Genomic DNA, 18854 nt, shown 5'->3' on the forward strand with positions numbered 1-18854 from the left:
GGCTTTTTCCTGCTATACAACACTTGAGGAATACATACAGCAGCGAACTGCTATAAGCGTCCGCCTTTGTCTGCGGATTTCCGCCGTGAACAGCGGTATTGAAATCAAGAAATCTGCAGGGCGGGCAGCGGCCGGAAAACACAAGTTCAATTGATATAGATCAACGATTGTATTTGGAGGGGATTTCGATGAACGAAAACGGAAAAGGTGCATGCATCGTCCGTAAAGACCGGACAATATTGCTCGAATGCGGACATCCGGGGTTTGAGGCGGCGGGAACTGCTCTGGCTGGCTTTGCCGAACTCGTGAAAAGCCCTCCCGCTTACCACACGTACCGGATTACCCATCTCTCGCTCTGGAATGCGGCTGCCGCCGGCAGAACAGCTCCGGAGATACTGGAGCTGCTGGCGATGCTCTCGCGCTGGGGAATTCCCGCCGGCCTTGAGGAGGAAATCAGGCTGCTGGTTTCACGTTACGGAAGACTGCAGCTCCATGCCGCCCCGGCTGATGGTTCACTGATCATCCTGCGCGCAGATAAGCCGGAGCTGCTGGATGAATTGGCGGGAAAAGCATCCTTGGGCGAGCTGGGGCTTAAGAGAGCTTCTTCGCTAGAGAGCCGCTGTCCGTCAGAGAACCGCGGGCTGCTGAAGCAGGAGCTGACGAGGCTGGGCTTCCCTGTCCTCGATTATGCGGGGTACCGTGACGGACAGGCGCTGGATGTGACATGGAGAGGGGAGGGCAGGAGCGGACCCGGCTCCTCCGGCAATTCATTTCGCCTGAGAGACTATCAGGAAGAGGCAGTCTGCAGGTTCGAGGGAATCGGCGGCAGCGGAGGAAGCGGTGTTGTTGTTCTGCCTTGCGGGGCGGGAAAGACTATTGTGGGTCTGGCGGTGCTGGAGAGCCTGCAATGTGAGACGCTGATTCTCACTTCAAGCGCCACTTCCGTTTCGCAGTGGAGGGAAGAACTGCTGCGGCGGACCGGTCTGGACGAACAATCCGTTGGAGAATACAGCGGTGAAAAAAGGGAGGTCCGCCCCATAACTGTGGCTACCTATCAGATTTTGACGCACCGCCGTTCCAAGGGGGGACCCTTCATTCATATGAATCTGTTCAATGAGCGGAAATGGGGCCTGATTATTTACGACGAGGTGCATCTGCTCCCGGCTCCGGTATTCAGAGCCACAGCGGATATCCAGGCCACCCGCCGTTTGGGACTGACCGCTACACTGGTCAGGGAGGACGGGCGGGAGGGGGATGTCTTCTCGCTGATCGGCCCCAAATGCTACGATCTGCCCTGGAAGGTGCTGGAGCAGCAGGGCTGGATTGCGGCCGTAGACTGTATAGAGGTCATTGTGCCAATGGACTCGGAGATAAGGCATAAATACATGTATGCCGGAGGCAAGGAGCAATTTCGGGTTGCTGCAGGCAATCCGGCTAAGGCGGCGGCTGCGGCAAGGATTATTGGCGCTCATCCGGGGGCGGCGGTCCTGGTTATCGGGCAGTATCTGGATCAGCTTGAACACCTGGCGGCATGCCTGAACGCTCCGCTGATTACCGGCAAGACTCCCCAGCAGGAGCGAAGCGGGCTGTACGCGGCTTTTAACGAAGGAAGACTGAAGCTGCTTGTTGTGTCCAAGGTAGCGAACTTTGCCGTAAATCTTCCGGATGCATCGGTGGCCATCGAGGTATCCGGCGCCTACGGCTCACGGCAGGAAGAAGCCCAGCGGCTGGGCCGTATCCTGCGTCCGAAGCCCGGAGAGAACAAGGCTTACTTCTATACCCTGGTGTCAGGTGACAGCCGGGAGCAGGATTTCGCCCTGCGCCGCCGCCTGTTTCTGACGGAGCAGGGCTATGATTATGATGTCTGCACGGAGCAGCAGGAGGGGGTCATCCTATGAAGGGCTTATCGGGGGAAGCGCTGCTGGTGCTGCAAAAGCTCGTCAGGGCCTGTGCCGCCCGCCCGTTTGCCGAAGCATTGGCGGAGCGCCACTGTCCGGCAGAGCTTTGCCGGGCAGAGCTGCAGCTGGCTCTGCTGGAGCTGCGGGAGGCGGGCCTGCTGGAGCTGCGGCAGAAATTGTGGGGAGAGAAGCTCTATCAAATTCCCGAACAGCGGCTCCCTGAGCTTCAGCGCCTGTTATTTCCCGATGTTCCTGTGCGGGCGGCGGGAAAGCCGGTGAGTACGGACGAGGAGTCCGGACCGGGATTGCCGGGAGAGTTGTTCCGAGCTCTCGTATTCATCGCCGGCGAAGGGCTGCCCTTTACGGCTAAGGGAGGCGTCCACAAAAAAAATATCAGCCGCCTGGCGGCGCAGCTCTCGCTTCCGGAGGCCCAGCTGGAGGGTCTGTTCCCGCCGGACCAGCGGGAGCTGCATCCATTCCCGCTTCCGGTGGTGGCTGTGCTGGATCTGCTGCTGTGCCTCGGGCTTATCCGCCGCACGGATTCAGCTTACAGACTGGAGACGGAAGTGCTGGAAGGGTGGCTGCGGCTCTCAGAGAAGCAGATGTCAAGCCTGCTGTACGGATTGGTCCTGAGCCGTTTCGGTCCTCCGGAGCCGGCGGCGCAGCATTTCCGTTATATCGTCTCCTCTGCCGAATATCACTCAGGCCTGTGGTATGCCTTGCCGGATATTCTGGAATGGATGTCGGAAGCCGGGCTGGCCCAAGAGCAATCCCTGGAGCCTCTGGAGACTTCCGCCCGAATGTGGCTCAAGGGCCTGGCCGGATTCGGCTGGTGTGAGCTGGGAAGGATGGAGGATGGGACAGCTTGCTTCCGCTGGACGGCGGCCAGGCCACAGCTCCTTCTGGGTGAAGCCGTTGTATCCTCCGGCCGCAGCCCCGGCATTCCGGGAGCGGCAGTCCAGGATGCCCAGGAGGAAGGCTCATCCCCGGAATTCTCCGGGTTCATGGTCCAGCCGGATTTCGAAATTCTGGTCCCTCCAGAGTGTCCGTACAGTCAGCGCTGGATGCTCGCAGGTTGTGCAGAGCTTCTGCACAGCGATGATCTATGGAGCTACCGGCTGACAAGGGAGAGGCTGGAAGCTGCGGCAGAGCAGGGCTTGTCTCCCGAAGGCGTGCTTTCCTGGCTTGCAGCCCATGCCATGGGAGGCTTGCCGGCTCAGGCGGAGCATACCCTGCTGCAGTGGAGCAGAGGGATTGGAAGGACGGCACTGTCCGAGATGCTTGTGCTGGCCTGCCGGTCTGAGTCGGACGGGAATGATATCGCCGCCCATCCCCGGCTGCAAGGGAGCCTTGAGCGCATCGGTCCGCTGCATTTCATCGTCCGCACGGAGCGCCTGGAGGCGGTGCGCAAGGAGCTGGGGGCAGCGGGAATGGCGCCTCCCAAGAGAATTGCCGGACAGCAGGCGGAGCCTGGAGTGGCATGGCCGTTATTGGGCGGAGACCCGCAGGCAGAATCAGCCGCATACACTTTTTCCGTTCATGGGCCAGTACGGGGGCTGCTGGCCTGCGCACCGGAGCTTCCGCCGGTCCCTTTGAATCCGCATGCGGCGGAGAAAGCGATGCTCACCGGCCTGGCGTCTGTGCCGCAGATGTGGATCAAGGAGTGGCGGAAATATCATGCCACCACCGCACAGAAGGTGATGGAGCATGCTCTGGACTCAGGAATTAAGGTCCGTTTGTCCATGAAGGAGCAGATTTGTGAATTCATTCCTGCAGAAATCCGCCGCAATCCGTGGGAAGTGCAGGGAGCCCTGCTTCCGCCGGATTCGGACCGTGCGGAAGAGGCGCGGCTGAGTGCGGCGGATTGGCAGGAAATGCAGCTTGTGATTCCCAAAGTGCGGAGAAATTCCTCTTCTGCTTAGGCAGGCGGGTATGTTATGATAAGAGGGTCTACGGGAGACAGTAGAACATTAACGCAGAAACGAGTTGAAGTTCATGAGCGTAGCGGAATTGAATACGGTCGATATGGCCGAAGTACTGACATACGCCTATGAATTAGGTGATATGATTAATCAATCCGCCGAGGTGTCGGATTACTTATACTGGAAAGGCCGGGTTGACGCCAATCCGGATATCCAGGCTATGATCAAACGGCTGCAGGGCAAAAAGGAGCTGTTTGAGGAGACACAGCGGTTCGGACATTTCCATCCTAATTACCATTCTGCCAAGGATGAGGTTACGGCGGTCGAGCAGGAGCTTGAACGCTTTGAAGAGGTTATCCGCTTCAAGCAGGCGGAGAAAACGCTTGATGATATGCTGCATTCCATGTCGGAAACAATTGCGTTCTCGGTATCGGACAGCATCAAGGTTCCCGGCAATGACCCTGCTCCCAAGGGCGGCGGATGCGGCAGCGGCGGCAAGTGCTCCTGCGGCTAAGCGCCGGATCAGGGCAAGAGAAAGAGAGGCGAAAAGCGGATGTTTGCGGAACGGACAGGATACATTGTTTGGGTAAGCGACGTTAAGGCGGCGCGCAATCTGGAGAAATACGGGACTTTGCACTATGTCTCCAGAAAAATGCATTACGCCGTCATGTATGTGAACGCGGAACGCGCCGAGGAGGTTATGAAGAACGTCCGCAGGCTGTCCTATGTGCGCAAGATCGAAAGATCCTACCGGAATGAGCTGAAGACGGAATACACCAGCAACGGACCGGACAAGACCAGTTATTATGGATTGTAGAATCTGATCTTTGAAGATGAGCAGGTGCCCCGCGGCATCTGCTTTTATTATTTGAAGGCGCAAGGTCCCTCATGCTGATTACCGGAATTGACAGAAGGTTCCGGGTACATTACGATGACTGCAAAAGAACTGCCTGAACCGTACGCAGAGCAGCAAATGAATACATCCGGCAACCAGACGCTTAAGAGGCATGCATAGATGATCAATGCAGGGCTGCTCAAGCGTCTTTTTGCTCAAGGTTGTGTCGGGGGGAGGAACCCAAAAATCATGCAGAATGGACGTTGGCTCACAAGCGCAGGCATTGACATAGGAACCAGTACGGTAAAATGTGTCTTCCGCAGTTTCATATTACCGGGCGTTCCGTGCTTTACAAAAGCCCAATGCATACAACGCCGCTGATTGGGGATTCGCAGATCGATCTCCCTTTGCTGGAGCGGATTCTGGCGCAGGAGTATCGCAGTGCGGGTCTGCTTCCTGCCGATATTGATACGGGAGCTGTAATTATCACGGGAGAAACGGCGTTTAAGCAGGATGCCGGTGCAGTGCTTCACAGCCTGGCCGGGCGGGCGGGGGATTTGGTGGTTGCCCAGGCAGGCGGAGATTTGGAGGCTGTGCTCGCTGGCAAGGGTTCTGGTGCAGAAGCGCGTTCCCGGCAGGTGCAGGGGCTGGTAGTTAATGTGGATATCGGCGGAGGAACGGCCAATGCGGCTTTTTTTGAAGGGGGAAGCTGCAGGCGGACGCTGAATTTCCATATCGGCGGCCGCCTGATCATGCTGGAAGCAGACGGAACCCTAACGGGGATTTCACCCTCGGTGCAGCGATGGCTGTCGGAGGCAGGCTATGGGCTGCTCAAGACAGGCGGAACCGCAGATTTCGAAATCCTCCGGGAAATTACCGGCAAATGGAGTGAAATCCTGCTGAAAGGTATTCTGGAGCCTGTTGATCTGAGCGTATATCCGCTGATCTGCGGGAAGCCTGCCGGCGGTGACGCGAGGGCGGAAGCCAATGTTTCCGAGCTGTGGATATCCGGAGGAGTCGGAGCCCTTATGGAGCAGGACGCGCCGCTGGATTTTTCCGAAGCTGCCAGATTTGGTGATATCGGGCCGCTGCTCGCCCATGCCCTGCGTGTAACCGGAGCACGTTATCCTGTAAAGGTGCTTGCCGCACCAGCCGCACAGCGGGCTACGGTTATTGGTGCCGGCGTGCACACGGCGATGCTAAGCGGCTCGACGGTTTTTGCCGACAGCATGCTGCTGCCGCTGAGGAATCTTCCCGTGGTGCGGGCGAATTGGCCGGAACAGGCGGGAGCGGGGCTGGCGGGGATCGGGCTTGCGGTTGAAGAAGCCTTCGCGGAAGGCAGCCATATGTATGCCGAAGCCGGAGCGCAAGCGCCTAGGTTCGCCGTAATTCTTCCCGGCCTCCCGGTCTGCTCCTATCCGCTGATCCGCCGGATTGCCGAAGCGGCAGCAGCCTCCGCTCTGCAATACCAGCTGGAGGTGGTTGTTCTTATCTGTGAAAATGATATCGCCAAGGCGCTGGGCAACTGCCTGCATCTGCTTGCCGGCGGCAAGCTGCCTAGTGTGTGTCTGGATCAAGTGACGGCCGGGCACGGTGATTATGTGGATATCGGCAAGCCTGCCGCCGAAGGATATATTCCGCTCGCTGTAAAAACCCTTGTTTTCCAGTCATGAGCGACTATTTTACGGAAGGGAAATGAAGCCGATGAAACTGACCGTCTCCCTGCTGGGCGAAAGCTATAGCTTCCGCGATCTGAAGCAGCTGTTCGCCAAAGCCAATGAAGAGAAGTCGGGCGACATGCTCGCAGGCATCGGTGCGGAGCATGCCAGGGAACGGATGGCGGCCAAGCTGGTGCTGGCGGATCTGACACTGGCCGATATCCGCAGCCACCCGCTGCTTCCGGCTGAAGAGGATGAAGTGTCCAGAGCGATTGAAGAAGGGGTGGATGAGCAGGCTTATGAGCGTATCCGCCACTGGACGGTGGGGGAGCTGCGGGAGCAGCTGTTATCCCGAAGTGCGGCCGGGGTTCAGGACATCGGAAAAGGATTGAACAGTGAGATGGCGGCAGCGGCTGCGAAGCTCATGTCCAATCTGGATCTGATTCAGGCTGCCGCCAAATGCGAGGTGATCACGTGCTGCAATACGGTTCTCGGCGGCAGAGGAAGGCTGGGCAGCCGGGCACAGCCCAACCATCCGACGGATGACCCCAAGGGAGTGAAGGCCTCCATCTATGAAGCGCTCAGCTACGGCGTGGGCGATGCGGTTATAGGGATTAATCCGGTCATTGATACAACGGACAATATCATCCGGCTTTTTCATGAGACGATGGAGGTGATCCGCAGATGGAGCGTCCCGACCCAAAACAGTGTGCTTGCCCATGTCACCACCCAGATGAGAGCCATCGAGAAGGGGGCTCCAGCCGATCTGATCTTCCAGAGCCTCGCGGGTACGCAGAGCGGCAACGCTTCATTCGGAATCGATCTGCGGCTGCTGGAGGAGGCAGACCGGCTGATTAAGTCCGCGGGAACGGCCAAAGGGGAGAACCGCTGGTATTTCGAAACCGGCCAGGGGTCGGAGCTGTCGGCCGGGGCCCATCACGGCATAGATCAGGTGACGCTGGAGTCCCGCTGCTATGGGCTGGCGAAGCGCTTCAAGCCTTATCTGCTGAACACCGTGGTCGGATTCATCGGTCCGGAATATTTGTACGACAGCAAGCAGGTGATCCGGGCGGGACTGGAGGATCATTTTATGGGCAAAATCCAGGGGCTGCCGATGGGAGTGGATGTCTGTTACACAAACCATATGCGTGCAGACCAGAACGATATGGACAATCTGGCGGTGCTGCTGGCCGCTGCCGGAGTGAGCTTCTTCATCGGCGTGCCGATGGGGGACGATTGTATGCTGAACTACCAGTCCACCAGCTTTCATGACATAGCCACCGTGCGGGAGCTGCTGCACCTGCAGCCAGGCGCTGAATTTGCGGCTTGGGCTGAAAGTCTGGGCATTCTGCAGGACGGGCGGCTGACGGCGCTTGCCGGTGATCCTGCGCTGTTTATCTAGGCGGGACGCTCACGCTAAATAAGCGTATGCTTCCGAAAGCCGGTTTTGTCGGGGGTAAAGCCGGGCAGCATATGCCAACAAAACTCTTAGGAGGAAACAGCATGTCCTTTCAAAACAGTGACAAGATTGAGCAGCTTAAGCAGGCTACACCAGCCAGAATCGGCATAGGCAGAGCAGGGACACGGCCTACCAGCCGGGAGCTGCTGAAGCTGCGCTGTGATCATGCGGCGGCTGTGGACTCGGTGTATGGCAGCGTCAGCAGCGGCCTTCTTGCTGAGTTGGGGCTGTTTACGGTGGAATCCGGCGCAGCGGACCAGGAGCTGTACTTAAAGCGGCCGGATCTCGGCAGGCTTCTGCCGGAACACAGCATACAATTGCTGGCTGAGCGCTGTGCTCCTTCTCCGCAGGTTCAGATTGTGGTCTCGGACGGTCTCAGCGCCGGTGCGGTTGAGCACAATCTGCGGGACATTTATCCGGCGCTGCTGGATTCGCTGCAGGTGCTGGGCCTGAGCGCAGGCACTCCCTTTTTTATCCGGAATGGGCGTGTGGGGATTATGAATGCGATTGGGGATCTTCTCCGTCCCGAGACTGTTGTGCTGCTGATCGGTGAGCGTCCAGGTCTGGTTACCTCCCGTTCCTTGAGTGCCTATCTCTGTTACAGGCCGCGTGCCGGGATGACCGATTCCGACCGGATGGTGATCTCCAATATTCATCAGGGCGGCACACCTCCCGTGGAAGCCGGGGCGTATATAGGCAGCCTGATCGCCAGAATGCTGGAGCAGAAGAAGAGCGGCGTTGGACTGCTGCTGTAGGTGCGGTTCAAGCGCTTAAGCGGGCGGCGGGTCCGCAGAACAGCAAGCCCTGAGCTGAGCTCAGCCAGGAGGCCGCAACGGCATAACGCTGTCTCGTCCCCAAGTTTGCCATATTCGCTGTCCCCTGCCCTTCGCGGCAGTGGGTATTTTGTGTGGAAACCTGTGAAAAACGTCGAAAAACAGGCTTATTATGCCATCTACTTTATCGCCGGTTAATACTTTCGCTTTATGCTGATCAGAGAGTGACAAAATTCACGAGGAAAAGCGTAATCTCCTTTCAGTCGTTAGATTGGGACTTCGGGCCAAGTTGGGCGAAGTTGGGTTGTGATTGTGAAATTGAGAAAAATTCTATATAAGCAGAAAATTGAATTACAGATTAATTATATTAATGGATAGATTATTATGAAAAAAATTGGGATCGTAGGCGGCATCGGCCCGGCTTCAACATTGGATTATTATAGTGGTATCATTAACGGATTCAGGCAAAAAACAAATGACGATAACTACCCTGAAATTGTTATAAACAGTATTAATATGACTGAAATGCTTTCATATGTTTCATGTCAGGACTGGGATGCTCTGGTTGATTTATTACTGAAAAGTATAAAGAATTTAGCAAAAGCAGGAGTGGAGCTTGCGTCCATTGCTTCAAATACACCGCATATAGTGCCACTCATAAGCATTGTTGAAGAAACATGCAAGTACGCACAATTAAAAAAATGCAAAAAAGTTGTCGTGATTGGTACGCAATTCACAATGAGTAGTGGCCTTTATGCCAAAGCGTTTAAAAAATATGCTATTACAGCCGTTGTCCCATCGGAATGTGAGCAGACAGCAATCCATAACATCATTTTCCCAAAGCTGGAGGAAGGTATTGTCTTGCCGGAAGACAGACAAAAAATCGAGATTACGGAACGCTTATTGGTGGAACAGAGTGCAGACGGACTGGTTCTTGGGTGTACGGAGTTGCCGTTAATAATTAAAGATAAAGATTTGGATACTTTAATTCTTAATACAACCCAAATACATATTGAAGCAATTGTTAATTCTATATGGCAAGCATTATAAGCATAAAATGAGGTTGACAAATTTCAATTGATCATGGGAGTATCTTAATGTATTTACATATACTTCTTTGAAGTATATGACCCACTCGGACACTTTCCGCTTCGCGGCAAAGTGTCCCCATTTAATTATCCTCCTGATATAAAAGTGTGAGTAGCCCATTCAACCTTTCAAGATTTATTCCGCTGGCACGGGCAATTTCAATTGCTTTTGCTAAATGCTCCTCTATCTTTTTTTACTGTTCTTCAAGATAGAAATCTTGATTTTGTGCTGATACATAGCAGCCCTTACCGGCTGTCGTTTCAATAAGGCCTTCTTCAAGGCCTTCTTATTGCAAAGTCGCATACGCTTTTTGTACGGTTAAAACGCTTATTTTCAGCGATTTTGCCAATGAGCGTACCGAAGGAATTGCCTCTCCTCATCCAAAGAGCAGCCATTTAGTGGGAAAAAGTAACACTAATCCACCGCATGCGGATCCTGGATCATCCCTAGTGGGAAAAAGTACAACTAATCCGGCTGAAATCAGGCATTTGGGGGGAGCGGGCCTCCATTAGGTGTACAAAATCCCACTAAAGCCCGTTCAAGCCAGAATTCCAGCCCATTAGTGTTACTTTTTACACTTCGCTTCCGTTCCCTATGAACCTCCTTGCGCTCCATCAGCTTGATAAGCATTATGCCCTTGTGCGTACTTGGTTATTTGAGCAAGATTATTCACACATTCGCGTTGCAGGGATTTGTGCTGACCGAGAGCCGCTCAGGCGCAATGGAAGAAATCCCGCTGGCCTCCGTCTCGGTAGCCGTTGTCACCAACCGCTTCCGGCGCTTCGATTCCATCGAGGACCTCTCAGGCGAGGCTGCAAGGCTCAAGAAGAAATGCAAAATGATTCAAGGCAGCAGTTATGCGGATGACCAGGATCTCTCTGTAAGCCCGCTGGGCTGATGCCGGAAGCGCTGAAAGGGTGGTATGCTTGATCAACAAACGTCAATGCGGTAATATTGACAACAATAAGAGCATGCCAAGACCCTTTCAGTGGAGTGTGATGATAATGCATGGCAAGGGGATGGAATCGTGGGGGGTGTACGAACCCTTCCACATCATGCTGAATGAATACAGGGTGGCCGATATTGTTGTAACACCGTATGCGAGAGGCCGTTTTGCAGACCGGATCAAACAGGAAGACGGCAAGGACGGAGATCTATGCGCGTGGATATGGCAGTGCGTGAAGCAGAACCGGGTAAGGCCCTATTCTCAGAGTGAGTATAGTGCGTACCTGATCGACAACGACACGTCGGTTGTGGTCGAGTTCAAGGAGCTTCAGGGTGTAACAACACTTTCCGGACATCCGCTGTATGTGATGGTGGTGGTTACCTTTCTCGGTCAAATTTCCGCCACTCCCCAGCTGCGGGACCTGAAGAGTTATTTTTCGTGGCTGCGCTATTCCCGCCGCATGAAGCTGATGAAGAAACGCCGCAGACGCAGGTAACGAAAGACACAGTTACAGAGAAGGCATGCGGCGGAAGGCTGCATGTTTTTTTTGAATTTTACGAAGGAGTCCTGAGCGTATGAATTTTCATCAGCTACATATTTTTTATACCGTTTCCGAGCGCGGAAGCTTTTCGGCTGCAGCACAGACGCTGCATATGACACAGCCGGCGGTGACGATGCAGGTCCAGGCGCTGGAGGATTATTTTGGAGCCAAGCTGTTTGACCGTTCCAGCAAAAAAATCATGCTCTCCGAGGCCGGCCGCACCCTGCTGCCGTTCGCGCTGCGCAGCATTCAGCTTATGAGGGAGACGGACCAGGCGATGTCGGCGTTTACCCATATGCTGGAGGGCCGCCTGCTGCTGGGAGCGAGTCTGACGATCGGGGAATATGTGCTGCCGCGCCTGCTGGGTCCGTTTGGCAAAGAGTACCCGCATATCTCGATCATGATGAAGGTAATGAATACCTCGCAGCTGATGGAGGAGATTCACAAGCACCAGCTGAATTTCGGCTTGATCGAGGCCCCGGTGTCCCACCCCGATACGGTGATTGAACCGGTTATGGGGGATGAGCTGAAGCTGATTGTGCCCCGCGGGCACCCGCTTGCCGATATCAACGAGGTAACGCTGGAGGAAGCGCTGAAGCATCCGTTTGTGCTGCGTGAGCAGGGGTCCGGGACCCGGCGGGTCATGGAGGAACAGCTGCTGGCCAAAGGGCTGGACCCGGGCGCGATGCGTGTGGTGATGGAGCTGGGAAGTACGGGAGCCGTGAAATCAGCGGTGGAAGCGGGACTTGGCATTACCATTATCTCTGCGTCCTCGGTCAAGCATGAGGTGACACTGGGGTTGCTGAAGATAGTCAACATTACGGATGCTTCCTTTAAAAGGCAGTTTTATGCGATTCACCTGAAATCGACGCTGCTGCCGATATCGGCGGTTACGTTTCTGACTTTTTTGCGTGAACATGCGGGTGATCTGTAAGGAAGGATATTAAATCCGCTGCAGAATATTTCCCGCTGAAACGGTACGCTTTCTTTTAGAAGCGTGGTGAAAAAGTGTCCGGAGAGCCGATAGGGAGCTACAACAGCGGGTGGAAACCCCTACCCGGCCGTAGGCCACGACAAAATCACCACACTTTTAAAAGGCGGCTGAAGCCGTTGCGGCTGGATGCGGCAAATCGCTTGTATGGATTATTATGGAATTCATGCTGGATAAACGAGCGGGGGATACGTATGGCAATTGTGCTGCCGGGAGAAAAAGTCACGCTGAGGGACCTGACGGAAGAGGATATCCGCAAAATTTATTACTATGAATATGAAGCCGAGGACAGGGAGCATCTGCTCTGGAACGGACCTTACGGAACGCGGACATGGGAGAGCTATGAAGAGTTCGCACCGAAGTTTGCAGAGACCCTGGCGCTGGTGTATACCGACACGCCCCGCAGCCGTCTTGTGGTTGAAATTGACGGTGAACTCAAGGGGACGGTAAGCAGATACTGGGTGTCCAGGGAGACGAACTGGTTTGAGATCGGGATCGTGCTGTTCGATTCGCGGTATTGGTCGGGCGGCTATGGAACCGAGGCGTTTGGAATGTGGATGAAATATCTGTTTGATTCACTGGATACGGTCCGGCTGGGGATCGGCACATGGTCGGGCAATGTCCGAATGATGGGGCTGGCCGCCAAATGCGGCATGATTGAGGAAGCGCGGGTACGCAAAGCCCGGATCGTGCGCGGTGAGTATTACGATGCCGTCAAGATGGGAATTCTTCGCGAGGAATGGGATGCGGCCAAGGCCCAACAATTTGAAGGGCGGGATAGAGACTATGCAACAAGAAAGCAAGATTAGCCCCTTAAAGGATCAAGCAGACAACGGATTCTCAGGCAGAGCCGATTTGCATACCCACACATTATCTTCGGATGGAATGCAGCCTCCGGCAGAGAATGTACGGCTGGCTTATGAAAAAGGGCTGGCGGCGGTGGCGGTCACGGATCATGATACTGTAGCCGGTGTGGCGGAAGCGCTCGAAGCGGGCCGGAAGTATGGCATTGCTGTCGTGCCCGGAGTAGAAATCAGCACAAGGGCCGGAGGCAAAGAAATCCATGTGCTGGGGTATTACATTGATACACAGCAGGAGCTGTTTCTGTCCCGGCTGGCCGAGCAGAGAGATACCCGCGCCCGGCGGAACGAGGCTATTATAGCCAAGCTGAAGGGGCTTGGCATTAAGATTACCCTGGATCAGGTGGTGGCAGGAATAGGCCGTGGGCTGAAGCCTGACGAGAGTGTCGGCCGACCGCATATTGCCGATGAACTGGTGCGTCTGGGGGCAGCTGAAGATATGCGCGATGCGTTTGACAAATATCTGGCAGAGGGTGCAGCGGCCTATGTATCGCCGCCGCGCATCACGCCGGAGCTGGCCTGCCAATGGATTGCCGAGGCGGGCGGTTCGGCGGTGCTGGCGCATCCCGGAATATATGGAGACGATGAGCTGGTCCGCGGCATCATTGAGCGCAGCGGGCTGCGCGGCATCGAGGCGTATCACTCGGATCATGGTCCAGCGGATGAAGAACGCTGCCTCCTGCTCGCCGAAGAATTCGGGCTGCTGGTCACCGGCGGCTCGGATTTCCACGGTGCACGCCAGGGCGTTGTGTTCCACGGCGAAATCGGCAGCGTTTCGGTACCGGCCGCGGTGCTGGAGCAGCTGAAGAGCGCTTCGGACCGGACTTAGGTATCGGGCAGGTGAAGGGATTGAGCCGAACGCGGCGCGCGGCACGAACACCGGCGTGGCTCAATATTGAAATAACCTCCAGTCCATTGACGCTGCAGCGTCTCCGGACTGGAGGTTATTTGCCTACCCGCGCAATACTTAGCTTCTCAGCGTATTGGGCAAACCTTTGATCCGCTCCTCGTCCGGCGTGACGAAAAGGGTCTTCTGATGGTCATAGATGACGAAGCCGGGCTTCGCGCCGCTCGGCTTGCGCACATGCCGGATGAGCGTACAGTCCACAGGGACGCTGCTTGACTGCTTGGCCTGGCTGAAGTATGCGGCCAGCTGTGCGGCTTCCTCCAGTGTCGCATCTCCAAAGGATTCACTGCGGATCACCACATGGGAGCCGGGAATATCCTTGGTGTGCAGCCAGGTGTCGTTCGCCGCAGCGAGACGGTTCGTGACGTATTCGTTCTGCAGGTTGTTTTTGCCGACATAGATGTCCACGCCTTCCGAGGAAGTGAAGACCTGCACTGTTGGGCGGGCGGCTTTTTTCTTCTTTTTGCCTTTTTTGCTGCGGTCGCGCAGATACCCCTGGGCCACAAGCTCATCGCGGATTTCCTCGATATCATTCAGCGAAGCGTGGGCCAGCTGCTGCAGCAGCGTTTCCATGTAGGCAATTTCCTCATGGGTTTTGAGCAGCTGCTCGTTGATTACCAGCAGGCTGTTCTTGTATTTGCTGTACTTCTTGAAATACCGCTGTGCATTGTCCGATGGAGTCAACAGCGGATCAAGCGGAATGGTGATTTCCGCCTGGTTCTCGTCGTAATAATTCACAAGCGTGGCCTGCTTGTCGCCTTTGGAGACCGCATGGAGCGAAGCGAACAGCAGCTCGCCCCAAATCCGGAATTGATCGGCATCCCGGGCTTCGTCCAGATCCTTTTGCAGATTGGCCAGCTTCTTGATGTTTTTGCTGCGTTCATTGCCGAGGAAGCGGATCAGGTCGCTGACCCTCTGCTTAACGGTGTCGCGCTCCGCTTTATCGCCGTAATAATCCTCCAGGCAGGAGCTGATGGAGCTGTAATGCTTCACAGGCCCGTCCGGAAGCGTCAGCGGAATTGCCGAGAAGACGGGCTTGCCCTTGGCATTTGCCCCTGACATCGGGGAGAACCTGTTTTCCCGTACCGGCTCAAGCACAGTGTCGAAGGCTTCCCATAAAGACGCCATCTCTCCAAAGGGAGTGCTTCCGGCTGCCGCGCCGCTCTGCCGCACAATCTCCCCGGCAACCAGCGGACTCATGCCGCTGAAGGCATGCACCATCCAGCCTGCAGGGTCGGCTGATGGCGCTGGTCCCCCGGAGCCGTCAGCTTTTGGCTCCTCCAGAAATTTCACGAGGCCGGCAAGCTCGCCCTCGATGATCTCTTCTGGCTCCTGCTCTATCCCGGTTAGGGCAGCGGTTACCGCAGCCTGTTCAGCAGCTGACGCGAGACTCAGGAATTCCTCTCTCCCGATGTCCAAAGGGTTCAGCTTATGCTGCTGCGGCGGCTCGGTATAGGCAATGCCGGGCATGACATTCCGGTAGCTGCTGATGGTTGGGGTAACATGGTGAATGCCGTCGATAATAGTGCCGGTCGCAAGCTCGGTAAGAATGATATTGCTGTGCCGGCCCATCAGCTCGATGATGATTTTTTTGGCCGACACATCCCCGAGCTCATCCCGGGTCCGCACCTGGATATGAATGATGCGCTCCATGCCAACCTGGCTGATGCTCTCAATCGTTCCGCCTTCGCAATGCTTGCGCATCAGCATGCAGAACATCGGCGCTTCGGCCGGATTAACGCTGTTCCTGTCCGTCAGATGCAGCCGGGGATAGGTCGGGTTGGCCGACAATAGCAGCTTGCCGCCGCCGCCGGAGCCGCGCAGGATGAAGATCAGATCATGTGTGCTGGGTTGATATATTTTGCCGATGCGCGCACCGATAAAAGCTCTGAGCTCGTGCACGATCGCTCTGGTTACAATGCCGTCTAATGCCATGATAATGCTCTCCTGTCGCCTGAAAATAATGTACTCCCCTCTATGATGCCATACTTTGACACTTTTGCGCAAAAGGAGAAGCCGGGCGGAAGTGATATTTTGGGACGACCATGAATACACTTGGACATGAACAGGTGGAAAAGCTGTGCGCCGCCGGAAGTCAAGAAACGACCGGGAGGGGAAAGAAGAAATATGGAACAAAAAAGTTGGCACCGGCTCGGTGCAGAGGAACTGCAGAAGATGTTCGGCGTTCATCCGGGATCGGGCCTAAGCGGAGAGGATGCCGCGGAGAGGCTGAAGGAGAACGGGCATAATGAGCTGTCGGAAGGGAAGGCGATATCCCCGCTGACCCTGCTGCTGAACCAGTTCAAGGATTTCATGGTTCTGGTGCTGATGGGGGCTACACTCGTGTCAGGCCTGCTGGGCGAATATCTGGACGCGATAACCATTATCGCCATAATTATGCTGAACGGGGTGCTTGGCTTCGTACAGGAATTCCGCGCAGAGCGTTCGCTGCGGGCACTCAAGCAGCTGTCGGCGCCTTCCGCGAAGGTTCTGCGCGATGGCAAGCTGGAGCATATCCCCGCCAAAATGCTGGTTCCGGGCGACATTATCCTGCTGGAAAGCGGCGACCGGATTCCGGCGGATGTCCGCTGGCTGCAGTGCAGCGCGCTGTATGCCGAGGAATCCGCGCTTACCGGTGAATCGCTGCCCGTCTCCAAGCATTCGGAGGTGATCCATGCCGAGGAAATTCCGCTTGGAGACCAGAAAAATATCGGGTTCATGGGCACGATGGTCACCCGGGGCACCGGCCGGGCCATAGTTGTCCGCACCGGCATGGACACCGAGATGGGCAAAATCGCCGATCTGATTCTGAATACCGAATCCCAGGAAACGCCGCTGCAGCACCGTCTGGAGCAGCTCGGCAAAATCCTGATCTATGTCTCGCTGGGACTGACCATTGTGGTAGTCGCGGCAGGCATTCTGCACGGACAGCCTGTGCCGGCGATGTTCCTGGCCGGAGTCAGCCTGGCCGTTGCCGCAATTCCGGAAGGGCTGCCGGCGATTGTGACCATTGCGCTTGCTCTCGGCGTTCAGCGGATGATCAAGCGCAAGGCCATTGTCCGCAAGCTGCCTTCAGTGGAAACACTCGGCTGCGCTTCGGTCATCTGTTCTGACAAAACAGGAACGCTGACCCAGAACAAAATGACAGTGACACGGATGTGGAGCGCGGGACGCAATTTGGAGGTAACCGGGGAGGGCTACGCCCCGTTCGGACAGGTGCTGCAAAAAGGCAAGCCTGTTGATCTGAAGAATGACCAAAGCCTGCGGCGCATGCTCCAGATCGGGGCACTGTGCAGCAATGCGGAGATTCTGGAGACCTTTCCCGAAGAAATGCGCGGCAAGCGGAAAGGGAAGGAAAAAGGCGGCGAAGCGGATAAAAATATGTCTTCCCAGTCTGTCTGGGAACTGAAGGGGGACCCGACGGAGGGGGCGCTGGTCGCCTTATCCGCGAAGATGGGGCTGACCGCCCAGTCGCTGGCCGTAACCTATGCCCGGGAGACGGAGTTCCCGTTCGATTCGGAACGCAAGCTGATGTCTGTGGTTGTCAGCCATCCCGGCGGACGGATGATCTGTACCAAAGGCGCGCCGGATGTCCTGCTGAACTGCTGCTCCTACATGCTGTGGGAGGGGACGGTTGTGCCTTGTACACCTACCTTGCGCCAAAAGGTGCTGGAGGCGAATGAAGAAATGGCTTCAGGCGCGCTGCGTGTGCTCGGGCTGGCCTACCGCGATATGCGATCGGGCGAAGTTGCGGGCAGTGAAAAGGAAGCGGAGTGCCAGCTGGTGTTCGCCGGGCTGGCCGGGATGATCGATCCGCCGCGGCGTGAGGTGCGCGATGCCATCAGCGTTACCCGCCGGGCCGGAATCAAGACGGTGATGATCACCGGTGACCATGGAACCACAGCGGAAGCGATTGCCCATCAGCTGGGCATCCTGCAGCGCGGCGGAACCGTGCTGACCGGCAGCCAGCTCACCCGCATGGACGACGATGCCCTGGATAAGGTCTCGGACAATGTATATGTGTACGCCCGGGTCTCTCCCGAGCACAAGCTCCGGATCGTCAAGTCTCTGCAGCGTCACGGGCATGTGGTGGCGATGACCGGTGACGGGGTCAATGACGCGCCTGCCATCAAGGCGGCGGATATCGGAATTTCGATGGGCATCACCGGCACGGATGTGACCAAAGAAGCCTCCTCGCTTATTTTGGGCGACGACAACTTCTCCACCATCGTGGCAGCTATTGAGGAGGGCCGTAACATTTATGAGAATATCCGTAAATTCATCCGGTATCTGCTCGCCTCCAATGTTGGGGAGATCCTGACCATGTTCTTCGCCATGATGCTGGGTCTGCCGCTGCCGCTGGTTCCGATCCAGATTCTCTGGGTCAACCTGGTGACCGACGGGCTGCCGGCGATGGCGCTTGGTGTGGATCAGGCCGAGAAGGATCTGATGGAGCACAAGCCGCGCGGAGCCAAGGAGAATATCTTTGCCCGCCGGCTCGGCTGGAAAATCATCAGCCGCGGCCTGCTGATCGGCCTGTGCACGCTGGCCGCCTTCTGGCTTACGCTGCGGATCGATCCAAGCTCTCCGCAGCAGCTGATCCGTGCGCAGTCGGTCGCTTTTGCCACATTGGTCATGGCCCAGCTGATCCATGTCTTTGACTGCCGCAGCTCCCGTTCGGTGTTCCACCGGAATCCGTTCCAGAACAAATATCTGGTGCTCGCCGTGCTGTCATCGGTTCTGCTCATGCTGGCGGTTATGTATCTGCCGCCGCTTCAGCCGGTCTTCAAGACCGTGCCGTTAAGCTTCCGCGAATGGTGCCTTGTGCTGGTTACCGCCGGTATCCCCACCTTCCTCATGGGAGCGGGCAGCGTGTGGGGCGGCAAGAAGAACCGCAGCCGCAGCGGTGGCCGGACGATGATAAAAAGTACAAAAATTTCGGCATAAAATCAATAGCTTAAACCCATTCCTTAAG

The 18854-nt window shown here is 56.1% G+C and carries 15 protein-coding genes; 14 read left to right on the forward strand and 1 reads right to left on the reverse strand.

Going from position 1 to position 18854, the window contains the following annotated elements:
- Positions 1-188: 188 nt before the first annotated feature.
- The 13 genes from HYD27_RS21685 (at position 189) to HYD27_RS21750 (ending at position 13801) form a co-directional block, all read left to right on the forward strand.
- Positions 189-1898 (forward strand): DNA repair helicase XPB, encoded by a 1710-nt coding sequence (locus HYD27_RS21685; RefSeq protein WP_219218602.1) that lies wholly within the window; start codon positions 189-191, stop codon positions 1896-1898.
- Entirely contained in the window at positions 1895-3820 is a 1926-nt protein-coding gene (locus HYD27_RS21690; protein WP_219218603.1) for a helicase-associated domain-containing protein, read from the forward strand. Before HYD27_RS21685 ends, HYD27_RS21690 begins: the two co-directional genes overlap by 4 nt.
- A 73-nt stretch (positions 3821-3893) precedes the next feature.
- Positions 3894-4334: a YlbF/YmcA family competence regulator gene (locus tag HYD27_RS21695; RefSeq protein ID WP_219218604.1), complete on the forward strand. Its 441-nt coding sequence runs from the start codon at positions 3894-3896 to the stop codon at positions 4332-4334.
- 39 nt (positions 4335-4373) lie between these two features.
- Positions 4374-4637, forward strand: coding sequence for a YlbG family protein (locus HYD27_RS21700; RefSeq protein WP_219218605.1), 264 nt, complete (start codon positions 4374-4376; stop codon positions 4635-4637).
- 326 nt (positions 4638-4963) lie between these two features.
- Positions 4964-6328, forward strand: a complete 1365-nt coding sequence (locus HYD27_RS21705; RefSeq protein ID WP_219218606.1) for an ethanolamine ammonia-lyase reactivating factor EutA — start codon at positions 4964-4966, stop codon at positions 6326-6328.
- A gap of 31 nt (positions 6329-6359) precedes the next feature.
- The gene (locus HYD27_RS21710) at positions 6360-7715 is read left to right on the forward strand and encodes an ethanolamine ammonia-lyase subunit EutB (protein WP_219218677.1); all 1356 of its coding nucleotides are present in this window, start codon (positions 6360-6362) and stop codon (positions 7713-7715) included.
- Between the two features lie 101 nt (positions 7716-7816).
- A complete protein-coding gene (gene eutC / locus HYD27_RS21715; protein ID WP_228745248.1) occupies positions 7817-8527 on the forward strand; it encodes an ethanolamine ammonia-lyase subunit EutC in 711 nt (236 codons plus the stop codon).
- Between the two features lie 402 nt (positions 8528-8929).
- Positions 8930-9595 carry an aspartate/glutamate racemase family protein gene (locus HYD27_RS21720; RefSeq protein ID WP_219218610.1) on the forward strand — a complete coding sequence of 222 codons (666 nt, stop codon included), beginning with the start codon at positions 8930-8932 and terminating at the stop codon, positions 9593-9595.
- 733 nt (positions 9596-10328) lie between these two features.
- The gene (locus HYD27_RS21730) at positions 10329-10532 is read left to right on the forward strand and encodes a hypothetical protein (RefSeq protein WP_219218611.1); all 204 of its coding nucleotides are present in this window, start codon (positions 10329-10331) and stop codon (positions 10530-10532) included.
- 28 nt (positions 10533-10560) lie between these two features.
- Positions 10561-11076, forward strand: coding sequence for a hypothetical protein (locus HYD27_RS21735; RefSeq protein ID WP_309242108.1), 516 nt, complete (start codon positions 10561-10563; stop codon positions 11074-11076).
- Positions 11077-11155: 79 nt separating this feature from the next.
- Positions 11156-12055, forward strand: a complete 900-nt coding sequence (locus HYD27_RS21740) for a LysR family transcriptional regulator (RefSeq protein ID WP_219218614.1) — start codon at positions 11156-11158, stop codon at positions 12053-12055.
- Between the two features lie 251 nt (positions 12056-12306).
- Entirely contained in the window at positions 12307-12921 is a 615-nt protein-coding gene (locus HYD27_RS21745; protein ID WP_219218616.1) for a GNAT family N-acetyltransferase, read from the forward strand.
- The gene (locus HYD27_RS21750) at positions 12899-13801 is read left to right on the forward strand and encodes a PHP domain-containing protein (protein ID WP_219218618.1); all 903 of its coding nucleotides are present in this window, start codon (positions 12899-12901) and stop codon (positions 13799-13801) included. The genes HYD27_RS21745 and HYD27_RS21750 overlap by 23 nt, the downstream gene beginning before the upstream one ends.
- A 138-nt stretch (positions 13802-13939) precedes the next feature.
- Here the strand turns inward: HYD27_RS21750 and HYD27_RS21755 are convergent, their stop codons facing one another.
- Entirely contained in the window at positions 13940-15814 is a 1875-nt protein-coding gene (locus tag HYD27_RS21755; protein ID WP_219218621.1) for an Rqc2 family fibronectin-binding protein, read from the reverse strand.
- A gap of 192 nt (positions 15815-16006) precedes the next feature.
- Between HYD27_RS21755 and HYD27_RS21760 the strand changes: the two genes are divergently transcribed.
- A complete protein-coding gene (locus tag HYD27_RS21760; RefSeq protein ID WP_219218623.1) occupies positions 16007-18826 on the forward strand; it encodes a calcium-translocating P-type ATPase, SERCA-type in 2820 nt (939 codons plus the stop codon).
- The last annotated feature ends 28 nt before the right edge of the window (positions 18827-18854 follow it).

Origin of the sequence: Paenibacillus sp. S150, from assembly GCF_019352175.1 — a bacterium.
In the GTDB taxonomy this organism is placed as follows: Bacteria; Bacillota; Bacilli; order Paenibacillales; family Paenibacillaceae; genus Paenibacillus_AQ.

What these genes read in the sequence shown, in the direction of transcription:
- HYD27_RS21685 (WP_219218602.1), top strand. Translation starts at nt 189, where the DNA reads ATGAACGAAAACGGAAAAGGTGCATGCATCGTCCGTAAAGACCGGACA.
- HYD27_RS21690 (WP_219218603.1), top strand. Translation starts at nt 1,895, where the DNA reads ATGAAGGGCTTATCGGGGGAAGCGCTGCTGGTGCTGCAAAAGCTCGTC.
- HYD27_RS21695 (WP_219218604.1), top strand. Translation starts at nt 3,894, where the DNA reads ATGAGCGTAGCGGAATTGAATACGGTCGATATGGCCGAAGTACTGACA.
- HYD27_RS21700 (WP_219218605.1), top strand. Translation starts at nt 4,374, where the DNA reads ATGTTTGCGGAACGGACAGGATACATTGTTTGGGTAAGCGACGTTAAG.
- HYD27_RS21705 (WP_219218606.1), top strand. Translation starts at nt 4,964, where the DNA reads ATGTGTCTTCCGCAGTTTCATATTACCGGGCGTTCCGTGCTTTACAAA.
- HYD27_RS21710 (WP_219218677.1), top strand. Translation starts at nt 6,360, where the DNA reads ATGAAACTGACCGTCTCCCTGCTGGGCGAAAGCTATAGCTTCCGCGAT.
- eutC (WP_228745248.1), top strand. Translation starts at nt 7,817, where the DNA reads ATGTCCTTTCAAAACAGTGACAAGATTGAGCAGCTTAAGCAGGCTACA.
- HYD27_RS21720 (WP_219218610.1), top strand. Translation starts at nt 8,930, where the DNA reads ATGAAAAAAATTGGGATCGTAGGCGGCATCGGCCCGGCTTCAACATTG.
- HYD27_RS21740 (WP_219218614.1), top strand. Translation starts at nt 11,156, where the DNA reads ATGAATTTTCATCAGCTACATATTTTTTATACCGTTTCCGAGCGCGGA.
- HYD27_RS21745 (WP_219218616.1), top strand. Translation starts at nt 12,307, where the DNA reads ATGGCAATTGTGCTGCCGGGAGAAAAAGTCACGCTGAGGGACCTGACG.
- HYD27_RS21750 (WP_219218618.1), top strand. Translation starts at nt 12,899, where the DNA reads ATGCAACAAGAAAGCAAGATTAGCCCCTTAAAGGATCAAGCAGACAAC.
- HYD27_RS21755 (WP_219218621.1), bottom strand. Translation starts at nt 15,814, where the DNA reads ATGGCATTAGACGGCATTGTAACCAGAGCGATCGTGCACGAGCTCAGA.
- HYD27_RS21760 (WP_219218623.1), top strand. Translation starts at nt 16,007, where the DNA reads ATGGAACAAAAAAGTTGGCACCGGCTCGGTGCAGAGGAACTGCAGAAG.